The sequence below is a fragment of the Streptomyces sp. NPDC058665 genome (assembly GCF_042714995.1).
Classification (GTDB): domain Bacteria; phylum Actinomycetota; class Actinomycetes; order Streptomycetales; family Streptomycetaceae; genus Streptomyces.
On the sequence record NZ_JBHXRX010000035.1, the window covers coordinates 50,380 to 69,182 of the forward strand.

The 18,803-nt window shown below is 70.3% G+C and carries 12 protein-coding genes and 1 pseudogene; 3 read left to right on the top strand and 10 right to left on the bottom strand.

All coding sequences use genetic code 11. The features are described 5' to 3' along the window. Positions 1 to 56 precede the first annotated feature (56 nt). From whiA to ACFWV8_RS23040, 5 genes are all read right to left on the bottom strand, one after another. Positions 57 to 1,046: a DNA-binding protein WhiA gene (gene whiA / locus ACFWV8_RS23020; protein WP_329389095.1), complete on the bottom strand. Its 990-nt coding sequence runs from the start codon at positions 1,044 to 1,046 to the stop codon at positions 57 to 59. Then, on the bottom strand, positions 1,037 to 2,071 hold the full coding sequence (yvcK, locus tag ACFWV8_RS23025) for a uridine diphosphate-N-acetylglucosamine-binding protein YvcK (protein WP_329389093.1): 1,035 nt from the start codon (positions 2,069 to 2,071) through the stop codon (positions 1,037 to 1,039). The genes whiA and yvcK overlap by 10 nt, the downstream gene beginning before the upstream one ends. After that, positions 2,068 to 3,090 carry an RNase adapter RapZ gene (gene rapZ, locus ACFWV8_RS23030; protein WP_384205464.1) on the bottom strand — a complete coding sequence of 341 codons (1,023 nt, stop codon included), beginning with the start codon at positions 3,088 to 3,090 and terminating at the stop codon, positions 2,068 to 2,070. The genes yvcK and rapZ overlap by 4 nt, the downstream gene beginning before the upstream one ends. Further along, positions 3,083 to 5,176: an excinuclease ABC subunit UvrC gene (uvrC, locus tag ACFWV8_RS23035; RefSeq protein ID WP_384205467.1), complete on the bottom strand. Its 2,094-nt coding sequence runs from the start codon at positions 5,174 to 5,176 to the stop codon at positions 3,083 to 3,085. Before uvrC ends, rapZ begins: the two co-directional genes overlap by 8 nt. A gap of 84 nt (positions 5,177 to 5,260) precedes the next feature. Then, positions 5,261 to 5,689 carry a Rieske (2Fe-2S) protein gene (locus ACFWV8_RS23040; protein ID WP_384205470.1) on the bottom strand — a complete coding sequence of 143 codons (429 nt, stop codon included), beginning with the start codon at positions 5,687 to 5,689 and terminating at the stop codon, positions 5,261 to 5,263. A gap of 188 nt (positions 5,690 to 5,877) precedes the next feature. Between ACFWV8_RS23040 and ACFWV8_RS23045 the strand changes: the two are divergent. Beyond that, positions 5,878 to 6,333 (top strand): annotated as a pseudogene (locus ACFWV8_RS23045) (carbohydrate kinase); the annotation flags it as partial. Here the strand turns inward: ACFWV8_RS23045 and ACFWV8_RS23050 are convergent. The 4 genes from ACFWV8_RS23050 to uvrA form a co-directional block, all read right to left on the bottom strand. Next, positions 6,281 to 10,984 carry an amino acid adenylation domain-containing protein gene (locus ACFWV8_RS23050; protein ID WP_384205475.1) on the bottom strand — a complete coding sequence of 1,568 codons (4,704 nt, stop codon included), beginning with the start codon at positions 10,982 to 10,984 and terminating at the stop codon, positions 6,281 to 6,283. The pseudogene ACFWV8_RS23045 and the gene ACFWV8_RS23050 overlap by 53 nt on opposite strands. A 96-nt stretch (positions 10,985 to 11,080) precedes the next feature. Further along, positions 11,081 to 12,721: an amino acid adenylation domain-containing protein gene (locus ACFWV8_RS23055; RefSeq protein ID WP_384205479.1), complete on the bottom strand. Its 1,641-nt coding sequence runs from the start codon at positions 12,719 to 12,721 to the stop codon at positions 11,081 to 11,083. Positions 12,722 to 12,752: 31 nt separating this feature from the next. Further along, positions 12,753 to 13,004, bottom strand: a complete 252-nt coding sequence (locus ACFWV8_RS23060; RefSeq protein WP_384205483.1) for an acyl carrier protein — start codon at positions 13,002 to 13,004, stop codon at positions 12,753 to 12,755. Between the two features lie 99 nt (positions 13,005 to 13,103). Further along, on the bottom strand, positions 13,104 to 16,070 hold the full coding sequence (uvrA, locus tag ACFWV8_RS23065; RefSeq protein ID WP_384205487.1) for an excinuclease ABC subunit UvrA: 2,967 nt from the start codon (positions 16,068 to 16,070) through the stop codon (positions 13,104 to 13,106). A gap of 228 nt (positions 16,071 to 16,298) precedes the next feature. On the opposite strand from uvrA, the gene ACFWV8_RS23070 reads away from it, so the two are divergent. Together ACFWV8_RS23070 and ACFWV8_RS23075 are read left to right on the top strand one after the other, a co-directional pair. Then, positions 16,299 to 16,985: a maleylpyruvate isomerase family mycothiol-dependent enzyme gene (locus ACFWV8_RS23070; protein WP_384205490.1), complete on the top strand. Its 687-nt coding sequence runs from the start codon at positions 16,299 to 16,301 to the stop codon at positions 16,983 to 16,985. A gap of 10 nt (positions 16,986 to 16,995) precedes the next feature. Beyond that, positions 16,996 to 17,652: an MBL fold metallo-hydrolase gene (locus ACFWV8_RS23075; RefSeq protein ID WP_329389075.1), complete on the top strand. Its 657-nt coding sequence runs from the start codon at positions 16,996 to 16,998 to the stop codon at positions 17,650 to 17,652. Between the two features lie 88 nt (positions 17,653 to 17,740). On the opposite strand, the gene ACFWV8_RS23080 is transcribed toward ACFWV8_RS23075, so the two are convergent. Further along, on the bottom strand, positions 17,741 to 18,763 hold the full coding sequence (locus ACFWV8_RS23080; protein WP_384205495.1) for a TerC family protein: 1,023 nt from the start codon (positions 18,761 to 18,763) through the stop codon (positions 17,741 to 17,743). Between the last annotated feature and the right edge of the window lie 40 nt (positions 18,764 to 18,803).

Sequence of the window (18,803 nt, forward strand, 5' to 3'; positions counted from 1 at the left end):
GGTCCCTTCGGGGTACCGGCAGCGGCATGTTGGCGGCGCGTTGGCGTGGGGCGTTCTCAGCCGACGAGGCCGTCGGCCATCTCCTCCGACAGCGTCGACTCCGTCCCCGGAATGCCCAGGTCCTGAGCCTTCTTGTCCGCCATCGCCAGCAGCCTGCGGATCCGTCCCGCCACCGCGTCCTTGGTGAGCGCCGGATCGGCGAGCGCGCCCAACTCCTCCAGCGACGCCTGCTTGTGCTCCATGCGCAGCCGACCTGCGGCGGCCAGATGCTCGGGCACCTCGTCGCCCAGGATCTCCAGCGCCCGCTGCACCCGGGCCCCGGCCGCCACGGCCGCGCGGGCCGAGCGGCGCAGATTCGCGTCGTCGAAGTTGGCCAGGCGGTTGGCCGTCGCGCGGACCTCGCGGCGCATCCGCCGCTCCTCCCACGCCAGCACCGACTCATGCGCCCCGAGCCGCGTCAGCAGCGCCCCGATCGCGTCCCCGTCCCGTACGACGACCCGGTCCACGCCGCGTACCTCACGCGCCTTGGACGGGATCTGGAGCCTGCGGGCCGCGCCCACGAGCGCGAGGGCCGCCTCAGGCCCGGGGCAGGTCACCTCCAGCGAGGATGAGCGCCCCGGCTCGGTGAGCGAACCGTGCGCGAGGAACGCGCCCCGCCAGGCCGCCTCGGCGTCACAGGTCGCGCCGGAGACCACCTGGGGAGGCAGTCCGCGGATCGGCCGGCCACGGCCGTCGACCAGGCCCGTCTGACGGGCCAGCTGGTCACCGCCGGTAATCACCCGTACGACGTAGCGGCTGCCGCGGCGGAGTCCGCCGGGGGCCATCACCACCAGTTCGGAGTTGTGCCCGAAGATCTCCAGGATGTCCTTGCGGAGCCGGCGCGCGGCGATGCTGGTGTCCAGCTCCGCCTCGATCACAATGCGTCCGCTCACCAGATGGAGACCACCCGCGAACCGGAGAATCGCCGAGACTTCGGCCTTCCTGCAGCACGTACGGGTGACGGGAAGCCGGGCGATCTCGTCCTTCACCGCTGCCGTCATCGCCATGGGCCGATCCTTCCATGCATCCGGAAAATACGGTCGTACGCGGCGGCCAACAGTTCCGGGTCATGCTTCGGAAGTCCGTCGGGCCGGGCCACCGGGGCCAGCTCGACCGCGGCACCGAACCGCATGGCGGCGTCGGAGAGTGATTCGCTGTCGGGCACGGCGGCCTCGTCGGCCAGCACCACGTCCAGGGCGAGTTTAGGGGCGTGTCGTCCCAAAACCTCCAAATGACGCTGCGGTGAGAAGCCATCGGTTTCACCGGGTTGCGGCGCGAGGTTCAGCGAGAGCACCCGGCGGGCCTTCGTCTCCACGAGCGCGTCGAGCAGCTCGGGCACGAGGAGATGGGGGATCACGGACGAGAACCAGGAACCGGGGCCGAGCACCACCCAGTCCGCGTCGAGGACGGCGGCGACGGCCTCGGGGACCGCCGGCGGGTCGTTCGGCACGAGATGCACGGACTGCACCTCGCCGCGGGTCAGGGCGACCGTCGCCTGGCCCCGTACGGTGTCGATCTCGTCCGGGTGGTCCGGGTCATGGCCCCGTACGAGCGCCTGCAACTCCAGCGGCACCGCGGACATCGGCAGCACCCTGCCGTGGGCGCCGAGGAGCTTGCCGACCAGGTCCAGGGCCAGGACATGGTCGCCGAGCTGTTCCCACAGGGCGACGATCAGCAGATTGCCGACCGCGTGTTCGTGCAGGTCGCCCTTGGACTGGAAGCGGTGCTGGATGACGCGGGCCCAGGTCTGGCCCCAGTCGTCGTCGCCGCACAGCGCCGCCAGCGCCTTGCGCAGATCACCGGGCGGCAGCACGCCCAGCTCCTCCCGGAGCCGGCCGCTGGAACCGCCGTCGTCGGCGACCGTGACGACCGCCGTGAGATCGCCGGTGATCCGGCGCAGCGCCGTCAGGGAGGCGGACAGCCCCATGCCGCCGCCGAGCGCGACGACCTTGGGCTGGGCGCCGCGGCCACGGCCGGCCAGCGCGGGTGTGTCCCTGCGCAGCCGCCGCAGCCGGAAGTTACGTCCGGTCACTCGCGCCCCAGGTCCCGGTGGACGACAACGGTCTCGATTCCCTCGGCAGCCAGCCGTGCGCCCAGCTTCTCCGACATGGCGACGGAGCGGTGCTTGCCGCCGGTGCAGCCGACGGCGACGGTCACATAGCGCTTGCCCTCACGGCGGTAGCCGCCGGCGATCAGCTCCAGCAGCTCCGTGTAGCGGTCCAGGAACTCCTTGGCGCCCGGCTGGTTGAAGACATAGCCGGACACCTCCTCGTTGAGGCCGGTGAAGGGGCGCAGCTCGGGAACCCAGTGCGGGTTCGGCAGGAAGCGGCAGTCGACCACGAGGTCGGCGTCGACCGGCAGGCCGTACTTGTAGCCGAACGACATGACGGTGGCCCGCAGCTCCGGCTCCTCGTCGCCGGCGAACTGGGCGTCCATCTTGGCGCGCAGCTCGTGGACGTTGAGGCTGGAGGTGTCGATCACCAGGTCGGCGTCGCCGCGCAGCTCGCGCAGGAGGTCCCGCTCGGCCTCGATGCCGTCCACGATCCGGCCGTCGCCCTGGAGGGGGTGCGGACGGCGTACGGACTCGAAGCGGCGGACCAGGGCCTCGTCGGAGGACTCCAGGAAAACGATCCTGCGGGTGACCTGCTTGGCGTCGAGGTCGGCGAGCGATTCGCGCAGGTTGTCGAAGAAGCGGCGTCCCCGGACGTCGACGACCACGGCGATCCGGGCGACGTTGCCCTGCGAGCGGGCGCCGAGCTCGACCATGGTGGGGATCAGAGCGGGTGGCAGGTTGTCCACGACGAACCAGCCGAGGTCCTCAAGACACTTGGCGGCCGTGCTGCGGCCCGCGCCCGACATGCCGGAGATGATCACCAGCTCGGGGATGGCGGGCTCGGGGACGGGCTCCCCGGCCGCGTCGGTCCCTTCGACGGGCTCTCCGGCGTTCTCCCGCGTGGTCTTCCCGCCCGTTTCCTGTGCTGCCCCCTCCGCGCGTTCCTCGGGCTCACCCGTACTCACGTCTGCCACTCCGTCCCGGTCTTGCTCAGTCATGCGTGCTGCCCCCGTCGTCTTCCATGATCTCTCCTGTTGCCGTGTTGACAGCGGGCGCGGCCGGTGCCGTCTGGGCGAGGGCCACGGCCACGGACTCAGCCGTCTTGCGGCCGAGCCCCGGCACCTCACAGATCTGCTCGATTGTGGCCTGCCGGAGCTTCTTCACCGAGCCGAAATGCTTGATGAGTGCCTGCTTCCGGGTCTCGCCGAGGCCGGGGACGTCGTCCAGGGGGCTGCTGCGGATGCGTTTGGCCCGTTTGGCCCGCTGATAGGTGATGGCGAAGCGGTGGGCCTCGTCACGTACGCGCTGGAGAAGGTACAGCCCTTCGCTGGAGCGGGGCAGCACCACGGGATCGTCGTCGTCGGGCACCCAGACCTCTTCGAGGCGCTTGGCGAGGCCGCAGACGGCGACGTCGTCGATGCCCAGCTCGTCCATGGCCCGCTTGGCGGCGGCCACCTGGGGCTGTCCGCCGTCGACCACGACGAGCTGGGGCGGGTACGCGAAACGCTTGGGCCTGCCGTCGTCCTCCTTGAGAGACGACGGTCCGGCGTGGCCGTTGTTCCCGTCCTCGCCCGGGGCGCTCGGCTGCTGGGCGGCCCGGTCCCGGCCGCTCGGATCCTCACCGTTCTGGTCCTGGGCGTCGGCGCCCTCCTCCGCCGTCCACTCCCCCGTCCGCTCCTTCTCTACGAGGTAGCGCCTGAAGCGCCGGCCGATCACCTCGTGCATCGAACGGACGTCGTCCTGGCCCTCGAAGCCCTTGATCTGGAAGCGGCGGTACTCACTCTTGCGGGCGAGGCCGTCCTCGAAGACGACCATCGACGCCACGACGTCGTCACCCTGGAGGTGCGAGATGTCGAAGCACTCGATACGCAGCGGCACACTGTCCAGTCCGAGTGCCTGCGCGATCTCCTCCAGGGCCCGCGAGCGTGTAGTCAGATCGCTGGCCCGCTTCGTCTTGTGGAGGGCGAGCGACTGCTGGGCGTTGCGCCCCACCGTCGCCATCAGGTCCTTCTTGTCGCCGCGCTGCGGGATCCGCAGCGAGACGTGCGAGCCGCGGCGGTCGCTCAGCCACTGGGAGAGCGCGTCGGTCTCCCGCTGGTCATCGGGCAGGGCCGGGACAAGGACCTCCTTGGGAACCGAGTCGCCGATCTCCTCCCCGTAGAGCTGCTGGAGCGCGTGCTCGACCAGGCCCGCCGTGTCGACCTCCTCGACCTTGTCGGTCACCCAGCCGCGCTGGCCGCGGACGCGTCCGCCGCGGACGTGGAAGATCTGTACGGCCGCTTCCAGTTCGTCCTCGGCGACGGCGATCAGGTCGGCGTCGGTGGCGTCGGCGAGCACGACGGCGTTCTTCTCCATCGCCCGGCGCAGCGCCCCTATGTCGTCGCGCAGCCGGCCCGCCTTCTCGTACTCCATGTCTTCGGCGGCGACGGCCATCCGCTGCTCCAGCCTGCGGATGTACGCGCCGGTGCGGCCGGCCATGAAGTCGCAGAACTCCTCGGCCAGTTCGTGGTGCTCCTCCGGGGTGACACGGCCGACGCAGGGCGCCGAGCACTTGCCGATGTAGCCGAGGAGACAGGGCCGTCCGGTGCGCTCGGCGTTCTTGAACACCCCGGCGGAGCAGGTGCGTACGGGAAAGACCCGGAGCATCAGGTCGACGGTCTCGCGGATGGCCCACGCGTGGCCGTACGGACCGAAGTAGCGCACGCCCTTCTTCTTGGCGCCGCGCATGACCTGTACGCGGGGGAATTCCTCGTTCAGCGTGACCGCGAGATACGGATAGCTCTTGTCGTCGCGGTACTTGACGTTGAACCGGGGGTCGTACTCCTTGATCCACGAGTATTCGAGCTGGAGCGCCTCGACCTCGGTGGAGACGACCGTCCACTCGACGGACGCGGCCGTGGTGACCATCGTGCGGGTGCGCGGATGAAGATTCGCCAGGTCCTGGAAGTAGCTGGAGAGCCGGGGACGCAGGCTCTTGGCCTTCCCGACATAGATCACCCGGCGGTGATCGTCGCGGAACCTGTAGACCCCCGGGGAGTCGGGGATCTGTCCCGGCTTGGGGCGGTAGCTGGAGGGGTCGGCCATGTCTTCCACCCTACTTGCGGGCACCGACAGTGTGGCCGCGCCGGGTGGGGCGGTGGGGGTGTTGTCCGGCTTGAAGAGGGGCGCTCAGGCGTCCGGTCCGGCGACGAGCCTGCCGTCCTTCGCGCTGATCGGCACCTCGGGCAGCGGCACCGTCGCCGGGCCCTTCAACGCCTTGCCCGTCGTGACGTCGAACCGGCTTCCGTGGCAGGGGCAGTTGCCCTCGTTGCCGTCCAGTTTCTCCAGCACACAGCCCGCGTGGGTGCACTGCGCGCTGAAGGCCTTGTACTGGCCCTCGGCGGGACAGCTCACCACCAGACGCTCTTCCCGGTAGAGCTTGGCGCCGCCGACCGGTACCGCGTCGGCGGCGCCGAGGTCGACCGGGGCGGTCGGGGTCGGCTCCTGCGCGTGACCGAGCTTCGACTCGGTGGAGCAGGCGGCCACGCCGAAACCGGCCGCACCGGCGACGGCGACCCCCTTCAGGACGGTACGACGGGGGGTGGGCCGGGCGGGCATGGTGTCTCCACTGGTCGGAAAGGCTGGCGCTGGTCCCGACCCTACCCGGGGCGATTCGGGCGCCCGCCGCGGGCATCGTGTGCGGTCGGCCACGCACACGCTGTCGCGTGTGAGGACGATGGGTTACGTTCGGCGGCGGGATCGTCGTCGCCGGAGAGGCACTGATCGACCTGGTCCGGCAGCAGGCCGCCGAAGGCCGGGCGGCCGGCTACGGCTTCTACGCGCAGCGCACCGCCGACCGGCTCTTCGAGCTGCCGCCCCAACTGCCGCCGTCGGCACGGGCGCTGGCGCTCGGCACCTGCTCGCTCGTGCTCGAACCGGGCACGAGCGCGTACGAGACACTGCTGCGCCGGGAGGCCGGCCGCGGGGTCTTCACCCTGCTCGACCCCAACATCCGGCCGCCGCTGGTCCCGAACGCCGACGCCTACCGCGCGCGGTTCGCGCCGTGGCTGCCGTACGTGTAGCTCCTGAAGCTCTCCGAGGAGGACGCCCGGTGGCTGGGAGGCGTGCCGGGCGGCCCTGCGGCGGTGGACGCGCTCGACGCGGGGCAGTGGCGGGACATCCTCGGCTTCGCCGCGCGGGCCGCCGCGGTCACCTGCTCCCGCACCGGCGCGGAGCCTCCTTATGAGGACGAGGTGGCGTAGGGGCGGACGGGGTCGACCGGGGCTTCGGCTGCGGCTGCGGCCTCGGTACCGAAGAGGGGGCCGGAGCTGGGGGCGGGAGCGGACCCGGACCGGCGGCGGCAGGGGCCGCCCGGGAGGGGGCCGGTGGCGGCAGGAAGCCCGTGCGGGTGAAGTAGTCGACATACGTACGGAAGAGCTCTTCGTCGATGTCGCGGCAGACGATCCCGGTGCCCGCCAGCGCACGCCGGGTGTCCCGCGCATCGAAGAGCGCGCTCCCCTCCGATCCCCCTCCGCGCGTCTCGGCGGCCATGGCCGCGAGCAGCGGGAAGGCCGCGTTGCCGGGATCCGCCTCGGTGGCGGCCAGCCAGTCGGCGGGCGGGACGTCCTCGACGGCGTGGCCGAGCGCGCGCAGGCGCGTGACGGCGGTGTCCATGCGCAGTGGGCGCTCCCCCGCGAGATGGAACGTCCGTCCCGCCGACCGGGGTTGACGGGAGAGCGCCACCACGGCGGCGCTGACGTAGTCCACCGGCACGAGGTCGAAGGCGGTGTCGACGCCCGACGGGGCGACGCCCGCCTGGACGCAGCCCTTCAGCAGCAGCCACATGAAGTCGCCCGTCTGGCAGACGCCGGTGGTCGATTCTCCGGTGATCCGGGTGGGCCGGTAGACGGAGACGGGCAGCCCCCGGTCACGCGCGGCCTCCACGAGCTGTTCGGCCGCCCATTTGCTCTGTGTGTAGCCGTGTTCGAGCGCGGCGAGCGGTCCGGTCGGGTCCTCGGAGCGGATGGACCGGATGCCGTGTACGGGGCTCTCGGCGGCGCCGTACGCGCTGCCGGCCGCACCGCCCCCGTACACACCGACGGTGGAGATGTGATGGACGGGCACGGTGCGGTGCAGGGCGGCGAGCCGCAGGATCTCCTGCGTGCCGTGCACGTTGGCGGCTCTCAACTGCTCGTAGGAGAAGACCAGATTGACGGCGGCCCCGGCGTGGTAGACGACGTCGACACTGCGGGCGAGCCGGTCGAAGTCGGCCGCGGGGAGGCCAAGCCGGGGCCGGGCCAGATCGCCGGCGATCACCGAGACGCGGTGCTCGCTGGACGGGTCGCTGAGGCCGTACGAATCGATGACCGAGCACAGTCGTTTCTCGGCGCTCGGCTGATCGCCGCCGCGCACCAGACAGTGGATGGTGGCGTCGGTTGTCCGCAGCAGTTCCCTCAGCAGGAAGGCGCCGAGGAAGCCGGTGGCCCCGGTGAGAAGGATGTGTTCCGGGTCGGGGACGACGGTGCGGACATCGGCCGCGGCGACGATGTCCGGGGCGAGCCGGATGTCGTCGCCGAGGTCGTGAGGACTCGGGTCGTGAGGACTCGGGTCCGGAAGGCCTTGGCCGGGAAGGGCCTCCCCTCCTACGGAGGAGGCGCCCGGGACCGGGGACAGCTCGTCCCGCGCTCGTTCCTCCGCGTCGTCCACCAGCGCGGCGAGGCCCGCGACGGTCGGTGAGGTGAAGACCGAGCGGAGCGGTATCCGTACGGCCAGTTCCTCCCGGAGCGCGAGGACGAGCCGGGTCGCCAGCAGGGAGTCGCCGCCGAGCGCGAAGAAGTCGTCGTGCACGCCTACGGGGCCGAGGCCGAGCAGCGTCGACCACAGGTGCGCGATCCGCTCCTGGGTGGCGGTACGGGGCGCGGCGCCGGCCCCCGGGGTGTCGCCCTCGCCGTAACCGGTCCCTTCGGCGAGCGCGACGCGGTCGACCTTGCCGCTCGGCGTGAGCGGGAAGCGGTCGACCGGTACGCAGCGTGCCGGGACCAGCGGTTCGGGCAGCCGGGCACGCAGCGCCCGGCGTATCTCCTCCGGGCCGGGCGCCGTCGGGTCCCCGGTGATGAAGTAGGCGAGGAGCCGCTTCCCGGCTCCCGGGCCGAGCTCCTGGGCCACGACAGCCGCGTCGGCGATGCCGGGCTGGGCGCGTACGGCCGCCTCGACCTCGCCGGTCTCCACCCGGTGGCCCCGGATCTTGACCTGGCCGTCGCCCCGGCCCACGTACTGGATCCGGCCGTCGGGCAGCAGCCGGGCCAGGTCGCCCGTGCGGTAGAACCGGCTGCCGCCGCTCGCGCCGGTGCCGGGGATGTCGCCGGGCACGAACCTCTCGGCGGTCAGCTCGGGGCGCCCCACATAGCCGCGCGCGACCACCGGTCCCCCGACGCAGATCTCCCCCACGGCGCCCGCCGGCACCGGCCGCAGCCGCTCGTCGAGCAGCGCGACCGTCGCGCCGTCGACAGGGCGGCCGATGCTCGGCAGATCGGGCCAGCCGGCCGGGTCGGGGCCGAGGCGCTCGGCGGTCACGACGTGGGTCTCGGAGGGGCCGTACTGGTTCTCCAGCGCGGCCGGGGTGAGCGAGCCGAAGAACTGCCGCAGAGCGGGCGTGACATGGAGCTGTTCACCCGCCGTGAGGACCTCCTTGAGAGAGTCGCAGCGGCGGCCGGTCGCGCACGCGTACTCCGCCAGTTGCTGCAACGCGACGAACGGCAGGAACAGCCGCTCGATCCGCTCCGAGGCGATCAGGCCGAGCAGTTGGTGCGGATCTCTCCGGGCCTCTTCGTCCACGAGGACGAGCGCGCCTCCGGCCGCCCAGGTCGAGAAGATCTCCTGGAACGCGACGTCGAAGCCGAGGGGCGCGAACTGAAGCGTCCGTGCCCCCTCACCGGTGCCCGGTCCGGCCGCCGACCTGCGGCGCTGCCACTCGATCAGGTTGGCGAGCGGGCCGTGCTCCATGGCGACGCCCTTGGGCAGGCCTGTCGAACCCGAGGTGTAGATCACGTACACGAGGTCGTCGGGCGCCACCGGGACGACGGGAGCGATGGGGGCGACGGGGGCGGCCCCTTCGAACCGCTCCCGGACATCCGGCAGTTCGTCGATGAGCACCGCCCGCACACCGGCGGGCAGTTCGGCCGGCCGGCAGCCGCGCCGGGTGAGCAGGATCCCGATCCCGCTGTCCCGCACCGTGAACGCGATCCGCTCCGCCGGATGGTCAGGGTCGATCGGCACACAGCTGCCGCCCGCCTTCAGCACCCCGAGGACGGCCACCGGCAGGTCCACCGTCCGCCCCAGGCAGACGCCGACGGGGCGGCGTACGGCCCCCCGCTCGACAAGCAGCGCGGCGACCCGGTCGGCGGCGGCGTCCACCTCCGCGTACGACAGGGTCCGCCCGTGCGCGACGACGGCGGGGGCGTCCGGTGTCCGCCGGGCCGAGCGTGCGAACGCCTCGTGCACGAGCGGCACTTCGGAAGGCGGGGGCGCGCCGTGGGCCCACTCGGTGAGCACCCGCCGCTCCTCGTCGGCCGGCATGACCGCCAGGTCCTGGAGCGCGGCGTCGGGGCGGGCGACGGCGTCGGCGAGGAACGTGACGAACCGGGCCGCCAGCCGCTCGGCCGTCGCCCGGTCGAAGAGGTCCGCGGAGTACTCCCACAGCCCGCGGTACCCGTCCCCGTCGGGCAACAGGTGCAGGAACACGTCGTACTTGGCGGTCCCGCCGTGCGCCTGGATGCGTTCGGCCCGGACGCCGGGCAGGGACAGCGCCGACGGGGGCGCGTCGTCGACCGCGAACACCACCTGGAAGAGCGGAAAGCGGCTGAGCGTGCGCTCGACACCCAACTCGCGCACCAGATGGCTGTACGGCACGTCCTTGTGCCGGACGGCCGAGCGGACCTGATGCTTCATCTCCTGGGTCAGATCCGTGAACGACCGGTCGTGGCGCGGCCGTCCGCGCAGCGGCAGCACATCGGTGAGACAGGCGATGAGATCCTCGGTCTCCGGCTCGTCGCGGCGCGACACGGGCGTGCCGATGACGAGATCGTCCTGGCCGGTGTGGCGGCCGATCAGCGCGGTCAGCGCGGCGGCCAGCACCACGAAACGCGTCGTCCGCAGCCGCGCGGCGAGGCGGCGTATCCGCCCTCCTGTGGCGGCGTCGACGGCGAACTCGACCTGGCCGCCGTGGTGGCTGAGGACGGGCGGGCGCGGGCGGTCGGCGGGGAACGACGACTCGTCGGGCGCGCCGGCGAGTTCGGCCCGCCAGTGCTCGACCAGCCGCGCGCGGTCCTCGGCGCCGGTGCCGCGCTGGCGCTCGGCGTACGGCCCCGACTGGACGGGCAGTTCGGGCAGCCGGGGCGCCCGGTGCTCGACCTCGGCGCGGTAGAGCTCGCCGAACTCCTGGTCTAGGAGACTGAAGCACCAGCCGTCGATCACGGCGTGGTGGATGGCGACGGCGAGCACCGATTCCTGCTCGGAGTCGTTGTCGTGGTCGCCGTTCTCGTTGCCGTCGCTGTCGCCGATCACCAGCAGTGTGGCCTTCAGCAGCGGCGGTTCGGCGAGGTCCAACTGCCGCGTGACAGCGTCCCTGAGAGCCGTTCCGCACTCGTCCGCGGCGATCCGCCGTACGACGACCGGAACCCGCATCGGCGGGACGACGACCTGCCGGGGAGCACCGTCCACCAGCACCAGCCTGCTGCGCAGCGCCTCGTGCCGGGCCACGATGCCGGTCAGCGCGGCTTCGACGGCAACGATGTCGAGGGCTCCGCGCAGCCGGTGGACCCACGACTCCAGATAGCGCGAGGTGCCCTGTTGGTACTGGTCGTTGAGCCAGATCGACTCCTGCTCGAACGACATCGGGTAGGTACGCGGTTCCATCGCTTCTCGCTTCGTGGTGCGAACGACTGGGACGGACCTCTGGGGGGTGGCGGACGAGGCCGGTGCGGCGATATTCAGACACCGATCATGCGTCCCTCAGCCCGGCGGGTCCAACAGTGCGGCGATGTCGATCTTGCCGTTGGGCGTCCGGGGGAACGAACCGATGCGTCTGACCTCGTCCGGCACCTGGGCACGCGGCAGTACGGCGGCGAGCGCTTTCCGTACGGCCTCCGGCTCCGCGTCCGAGCCGTCGACCGCGGTATCGGCGTCGCCCTTCGCGTCCGTCCCGCCGTACGGCTCCTCGGTGTAGAACATCGCCAGACGCTCGTACGCACCGCTCCGACCAGCGACGGGGACCACGGCACACTCCCGTATCCCCGGCAGGCGCAGGGCCGCGGCCTCCGTCTCGGCGGGCTCGACGCGGTGTCCCGAGATCTTGATCTGGCGATCGGCGCGGCCGTGGAAGTGGAGCACTCCTTCACCGTCCAGCCGGCCGAGATCGCCGGTGCGGTAGATCCTTCTGGGGCCGGTGCCGGGGTCGAACGTGGTGAAACTCTCCCTCGTGGCCCGCTCGTTGCCGAGGTAACCGTCGGCCAGTCCGTCCCCGGAGACACAGATCTCGCCAAGCGTGCCGGGCGGCACCTCACGGTCGCCGTCGAGGACATGGATCGCGGTGCCGGGGACCGCTGTGCCGAGCGGAATACCGTACTCGGCCTCGCAGTCGGCCGGTCGGATCCGGTGGGTGGTGACGAAGACACAGCATTCGACCGGGCCGTAGCCGTTGACCAGCGTGATGCCCGGGTGGCGGGCGAGGAACGCCCGGATGTGCGGGGCGGAGAGACGCTCGCCGCCGGTGAAGACCTGGCGCAGTCCGGTGAAGCAGTCGGGGTCCTCGTCCACGAAGAGGTTGAAGAGCGCGGCGGTGAGCCAGATGGTGTCCAGGCCGGTGGATTCGACGAGTTCGGCCAGGTCGTCGGGGAGGAAGTAGTCGCCGTCGACCAGCACGACCGTGCCGCCGGTGGTCAGCATGCTCCACAGTTCGAGGGTGAGCGCGTCCCAGGAGACAGGTGCGGCCTGGGACATCACACGGCCGGGGCCGAAGTCGGCGAAGCTGTCCGGACCGAACAGCCGGGTGGTCGCGCGGTGCGGGGAGAGCACGCCCTTGGGGGTGCCGGTGGTGCCGGAGGTGAAGAACACGGTGGCGGGAGCGGCCCCGTCGTCCGCCGCGTCCGAGGCGTCCACCGAGTCCGGCGCGTGCGGCGCGTGCGAGGGGCGGCGTGCGGCCGGTGCCCGTTCGGCCGCTTCGGTCAGCTCTTCGGCGGGTGGCCGCCATACGGTGCGGTCGTCGTCGTCCACGGCGGGCAACACGTGGGCGCCCGGCGACGGGGCGACGACGACGGGCGGGGCCACCATGCCGAGCACGGTGCGCAGCCGGTCGGCGGGGAGCTTGTGATCCAGCGCCGCGTAGGCGGCACCGCGTTTCAGTACGGCGAGGAGCACGGCCACCAACTGGGGCGAGCGCGGCAGCAGTACGGGCACCGGCCGTCCGGGGCCCACACCGAGGCGGCCGAGCTCTGCGGCGTACGCCTCCGCCGCGAGGTCGAGCGTCCGGTAACTGACGCGCCGGCGACCGAAGACGAGTGCCGTGGCATCCGGCCGGAGCCTGGCCTGCTGTGCCACGGCCTCGTGGATCAGCCGCGCTTCAGGCGTGGAAGGGGCGGGAGTGGTGTTGGACATGCGGGACATGAGAAGTCGGTCCCCGTCCCGGTCAGACGGCTTCGCCGCGGGCCATCACGGCTGCCTGGAAGTCCCCGACCGTTTCACTGTCGAAGACCGTGTCGGGAGAGACCCGGATACCCAGCTCTCTCTTGACGCGGGTGCATATGCGTACCGCTTGGAGGGACGTGCCGCCGAAGTCGTAGAAGCTGTCGGAGGACTTCAACTCATCGGTCCCGAGGACCTCTGCCATGATCCGGACGACGGAAGCGCTCTCAGGGCGCTGCTGCTCGGACACCTTCATCTCGCATCCTGCCGTTTGATGGAAGGTGCCCATTCTGACCCAGATCTCGTGCATACGTTCGGCCGAGGCGCCCTCCGGCGGCGCCTCGGCCTTCTGATGTCACGCCTTACGGGACCGCGCGGCCGTCTTCTTGGCCGCGACCGTCTTCTTCACCGCGACCTTCGCCGCCGTCTTGCGGGCCGGTGACTTCGTCCGGCCCGAAGAGGCCGCGTCGCTGATCCGCTCCACGTCGAGGATCTCCCGAAGGAACTTTCCGGTGTGGCTGGTCGAGACCCCGGCCACCTGCTCCGGTGTGCCCTCGGCGACGACGAGCCCGCCGCCGTTGCCACCCTCGGGCCCCATGTCGACGACCCAGTCCGCCGTCTTGATGACGTCCAGGTTGTGCTCGATGACGATGACCGTGTTGCCCTTGTCGACCAGCCCCGACAGCACGTTGATCAGCTTGCTGATGTCGTCGAAGTGCAGCCCGGTGGTGGGCTCGTCCAGCACGTACACCGTGCGGCCCGTGGACCGCTTCTGGAGTTCGCTGGCGAGCTTCACGCGCTGCGCCTCGCCGCCCGAGAGGGTCGGCGCGGACTGGCCGAGCCGCACATAGCCCAGCCCCACCTCGTTGAGCGTCTTGAGATGACGCGAGATCGTCGGGACGGCCTCGAAGAAGTCGAGCCCCTCCTCGATCGGCATGTCCAGCACCTCGGCGATGGACTTGCCCTTGTAGTGCACCTCCAGGGTCTCCCGGTTGTAGCGCGCTCCGTGGCACACCTCGCACGGGACGTACACGTCCGGCAGGAAGTTCATCTCGATTTTGATGGTGCCGTCGCCCGCGCAGTTCTCACAGCGCCCGCCCTTGACGTTGAAGGAGAAGCGCCCGGGGAGATAGCCGCGGACCTTCGCCTCCATCGTCTCGGCGAAGAGCTTGCGCACATGGTCGAAGACCCCGGTGTACGTCGCCGGGTTGGAGCGGGGCGTACGGCCGATGGGCGACTGGTCCACATGCACGACCTTGTCGACCAGGTCGTCCCCGTCGACCCGGGTGTGGCGCCCCGGCACCGACTTGGCGCCGTTCAGCTCACGGGCCAGGTGCAGATAGAGGATGTCGTTGACCAGGGTCGACTTGCCGGATCCCGAGACGCCCGTGACGGCGGTGAACAGGCCCAGCGGGAACGACACGTCGATGTCCCGCAGGTTGTTCTCCCGCGCGCCGTGGACCGTGAGCCGCCGCTTGGGGTCGACCGGCCTGCGCACGTCCGGCGTCGGGATGGCCTTCTTGCCGGACAGATACTGCCCGGTCATCGACTCCTCGTTGTCCAGGAGCTCCTTCAGCGTGCCGGTGTGGACGACCTTGCCGCCGTGCTCACCCGCGCCGGGGCCGATGTCGACGATCCAGTCGGCCACCTTGATGGTGTCCTCGTCGTGTTCCACGACGATCAGGGTGTTGCCCATGTCGCGCAGCCGGATGAGGGTCTCGATCAGCCGGTGGTTGTCGCGCTGGTGGAGGCCGATGGACGGCTCGTCCAGCACATAGAGGACACCCACGAGACCGGAGCCGATCTGGGTGGCGAGCCGGATGCGCTGCGCCTCACCGCCGGAGAGCGTGCCGGCCGCGCGGTTGAGCGAGAGATAGTCCAGGCCGACGTCGACCAGGAACCTCAGCCGTTCGTTGACCTCCTTGAGAACCCGCTCGGCGATCTGCTTGTCCCTGGCGTTCAGCGTCATCTTGCCGAGGAAGTCGGCGCATTCGCTGATCGACATCGCTGAGATGTCGGCGATGGACCTGTCCATGACCGTGACCGCGAGGACGAGCGGCTTGAGACGGGTGCCGTGACATGTCGGGCAGGGCACCTCGCGCATGTAGCCCTCGAAGCGCTCCCTGCTGCTGTCGCTCTCCGCCTCCGAGTGCCGCCTCTTGACGAAGGAGACCGCGCCTTCGAAGGACGGGGTCGTGTACGCCCGCTCGCGGCCGTACCTGTTCCTGTACCGCACCTCGACCTGGGTCTTGTGCCCGTACAGCAGTGCCTTCTTGGCGCGCTGCGGCAGTCCGGCCCACGCGATGTCCGTACGGAAGCCGACGGACTCGGCGAGTCCGCCGATGAGCCGGCCGAAGTATTCCTTGGTGTGGCCGTGCGACCACGGGTGGATCGCGCCCTCGTCCAGCGACTTCTCCTCGTCGGGGACGATCAGCTCCGGGTCGACCTCCATACGGGTGCCGATACCCGTGCAGTCGGGGCAGGCACCGAAGGGCGAGTTGAAGGAGAAGGAGCGCGGCTCCAGCTCCTCGAAGGACAGGTCGTCGTACGGGCAGTACAGATGCTCCGAGTACATCCGCTCGCGCTCGGGGTCGTCCTCCGGGAGGTCGACGAAGTCGAGCACGACCATGCCGCCGGAGAGCCCGAGCGCGGTCTCGACCGAGTCGGTCAGCCGGCGCTTGGCGCTGCCCTTCACCGTGAGACGGTCGACGACCACCTCGATGGTGTGCTTCTCCTGCTTCTTGAGCTTCGGCGGCTCGCTCAGCTGGATGGTCTGCCCGTCGACACGCGCCCGGCTGTACCCCTTGGTCTGGAGGTCCGAGAACAGATCGACGAACTCGCCCTTGCGCTCCCTGATCAGCGGCGACAGCACCTGGAACCGGCTGCCCTCGGGCAGCTCAAGGACCTTGTCGACAATGGCCTGCGGCGACTGGCGGGCGATCGGCCGGCCGCAGACGGGACAGTGCGGCTTGCCGATACGGGCGAAGAGCAGCCGGAGGTAGTCGTAGACCTCGGTGATCGTGCCGACGGTCGACCTGGGGTTGCGGGAGGTCGACTTCTGGTCGATGGAGACGGCCGGCGAAAGGCCTTCGATGAAGTCGACGTCCGGCTTGTCCATCTGCCCGAGGAACTGCCGGGCGTAGGAGGACAGCGACTCGACATAACGACGCTGCCCCTCGGCGAAGATCGTGTCGAACGCGAGGGACGACTTGCCCGACCCGGAGAGCCCGGTGAAGACGATGAGGGAGTCACGCGGGAGGTCGAGCGAGACGTTCTTGAGATTGTGTTCGCGAGCGCCACGGACGATGAGACGGTCGGCCACGCCGGTCCGCACCTTTCTGGAGAGAAGCAGGGGCGGAGCCCCCGTTCCAGAGTAATGGGGGTCGCCAAATCGATGGACTGCCAAATGGAATGACCCGGGTCACTGGGACACCGGGGCGCGAGGGCTCCTGGTCAGGATGCCTCTCAGGAGCTTATAGCACGTGCATTCGATTTACTGCAGCTTACGACCGCCTTCACCCGAAGGAGTGGCCGGGCTATGGTCGGCCCCATGCTCGATCATGTGCGCGACCTGGAATCCCTACATGAAGCGACCGAGCGGCTCCTCACCGCAGCCGCCCGGCTGGACAACTCCTCCCTGGCCGAGCCGTCACGGCTGCCGGGCTGGAGCCGGGGTCACGTACTGGCCCATCTCGCCCGGAACGCCGAAGCACTCGTCAATGTGCTCGAAGGCCGGCCCATGTACCCGGACGCCGTCACCCGCGACCGGGACATCGAGCGCGACGCATCCCGGCCCCTTGACGTCCAGGTCGCCGACGTACGCGCCACGGCCGGGCACCTCCGTCGGGTGGCGGCCGTCCCCGCCGACTGGGCACGCACGGTCGCGCTCCGCAACGGAGTCACGGACATCGCCGCCCGGATCCCCTTCCGCAGGCTCGTCGAGGTCGAACTCCACCATGTCGACCTGGGTATCGGCCGGGAGCTCGAAGACCTCTCCGACGACTTCACCGACCGCGAGACCGACTTCCTCACCGAGCGCTTCGCCGGGCACCCCGACGTACCCCCGCTCGCCCTCACCTCGCCCGGCGGACGCACCTGGCGCACCGGCCGCGCCGACGGCACCCCGGCGGCCGTCACCGGCCCGGCGGCCGACCTGATGGGCTGGCTCGCCGGCCGCCGCGACGGTGCGGCGCTCAAGACCTCGGACTCCTCACTGCCCGTACTGCCGCCGCTATAGGCTGAGTGGTATGACCTACAGCGGAGCCGTGAAGCTCGACGGACCGGCCGATGTGCACGAGTTGACCGACCTGATGATCTCCAAGGTCGCGGTCGGCGCGATGAACAACAACGCCTATCTGCTGCGCTGCCGGGCCACCGGGGAGCAGCTGCTGATCGACGCCGCGAACGACGCGGACACGCTGCTGACGCTGATCGGTGACGACGGCATCGCGTCGGTCGTGACCACGCACCGGCACGCCGACCACTGGCAGGCGCTGGCCGAGGTCGTGGCCGCCACCGGCGCCGAGACGTTCGCCGGACGGTACGACGCCGAGGGGATTCCCGTTCCGACCGAGGTGCTGGTGGACGACGGCGACACGGTCCGGGTCGGACTGATCGAGCTGACCGCGCGCCATCTCGTGGGACATACGCCGGGCTCGATCGCGCTGGTCTACGACGACCCGCACGGCCACCCGCATCTCTTCACGGGCGACTGCCTCTTCCCGGGCGGCGTGGGCAACACGCACCAGGACCCGGAGGCCTTCGCCAGTCTGATCAACGACGTCGAGACGAAGCTCTTCGACCGGTTGCCGGACGAGACCTGGGTCTATCCGGGACACGGCGACGACACCACGCTCGGCGCGGAGCGCCCGCAGCTCCCGGCCTGGCGCGAGCGCGGCTGGTAGACAGAGAGAACCGGGGCGAGCGGCTGATGCCACTCGCCCCGGTTCTTGTCTCCGCGTACGGCGCGCGGTGTCCACACGCGCCGTACGGTCAGGCCTCGATGTCGGCCTTACCCTCGCTGTCCTTGTCCTTGCTGTTCCCGCTCCCGACGCCCTCGGCCGCGTCGCGCTCCGCCTGCTTCTTGGAGGCGATGAGGCTCGTGATCGTGGTGACGATCAGCACACCGCAGATGACGGCGAGCGAGAACGGGATGGAGATCTCGGGGACATGCACCCCGTTCTCGTGCAGCGCGTGCAGCACCAGCTTCACGCCGATGAACCCGAGGATGATCGACAGCCCGTAACTGAGGTGGACCAGCTTCCTGAGCAGGCCGCCGATCAGGAAGTACAGCTGTCGCAGACCCATCAGCGCGAAGGCGTTGGCGGTGAAGACGATGTACGGATCCTGGGTCAGACCGAAGATCGCGGGGATCGAGTCCAGCGCGAACAGCACATCAGTCGTGCCGATGGCGAGCATGACCACCATCAGCGGGGTCAGCACCCGCTTGCCGTTGTTCCTGATGAAGAGCTTCGTGCCGTGGTACTTGTCGGCCACTCCGAAACGGCTCTCGATGGACTTCAGGAGGCGGTTCTCCTCGAACTCCTCCTCCTCGTCGTCCGAGCGCGCCTCCTGGATGAGCTTCCAGGCGGTGTAGATCAGGAACGCGCCGAAGATGTAGAAGACCCACGAGAAGCTCGCGATGATCGCGGCGCCCGCCGCGATGAAGATGGCGCGCAGGACCAGCGCGATCAGCACACCGAAGAGCAGCACCCGCTGCTGGAGGTGTGAGGGCACCGAGAACTTCGCCATGATCAGGACGAAGACGAAGAGATTGTCGACACTGAGCGACTTCTCGGTGATGAATCCGGCGAAGAACTCGCCCGATGCCTGACTCTCGCCGAACACGAGCAGGCCGATGCCGAACAGCGCGGCGAGAACGATCCAGACGACCGTCCAGATTCCGGCTTCCTTGATCGACACGTCATGGGGCTTGCGCCCGATGAAGAAGTCGACCCCGATCAGGGCACACAGACCAAAAATGGTCAGTGCCCACGTCATCCATGAAACGTCCACTGCGCCTCCGGCGTCGTACGGCTACTGATCAGCGTCGTCG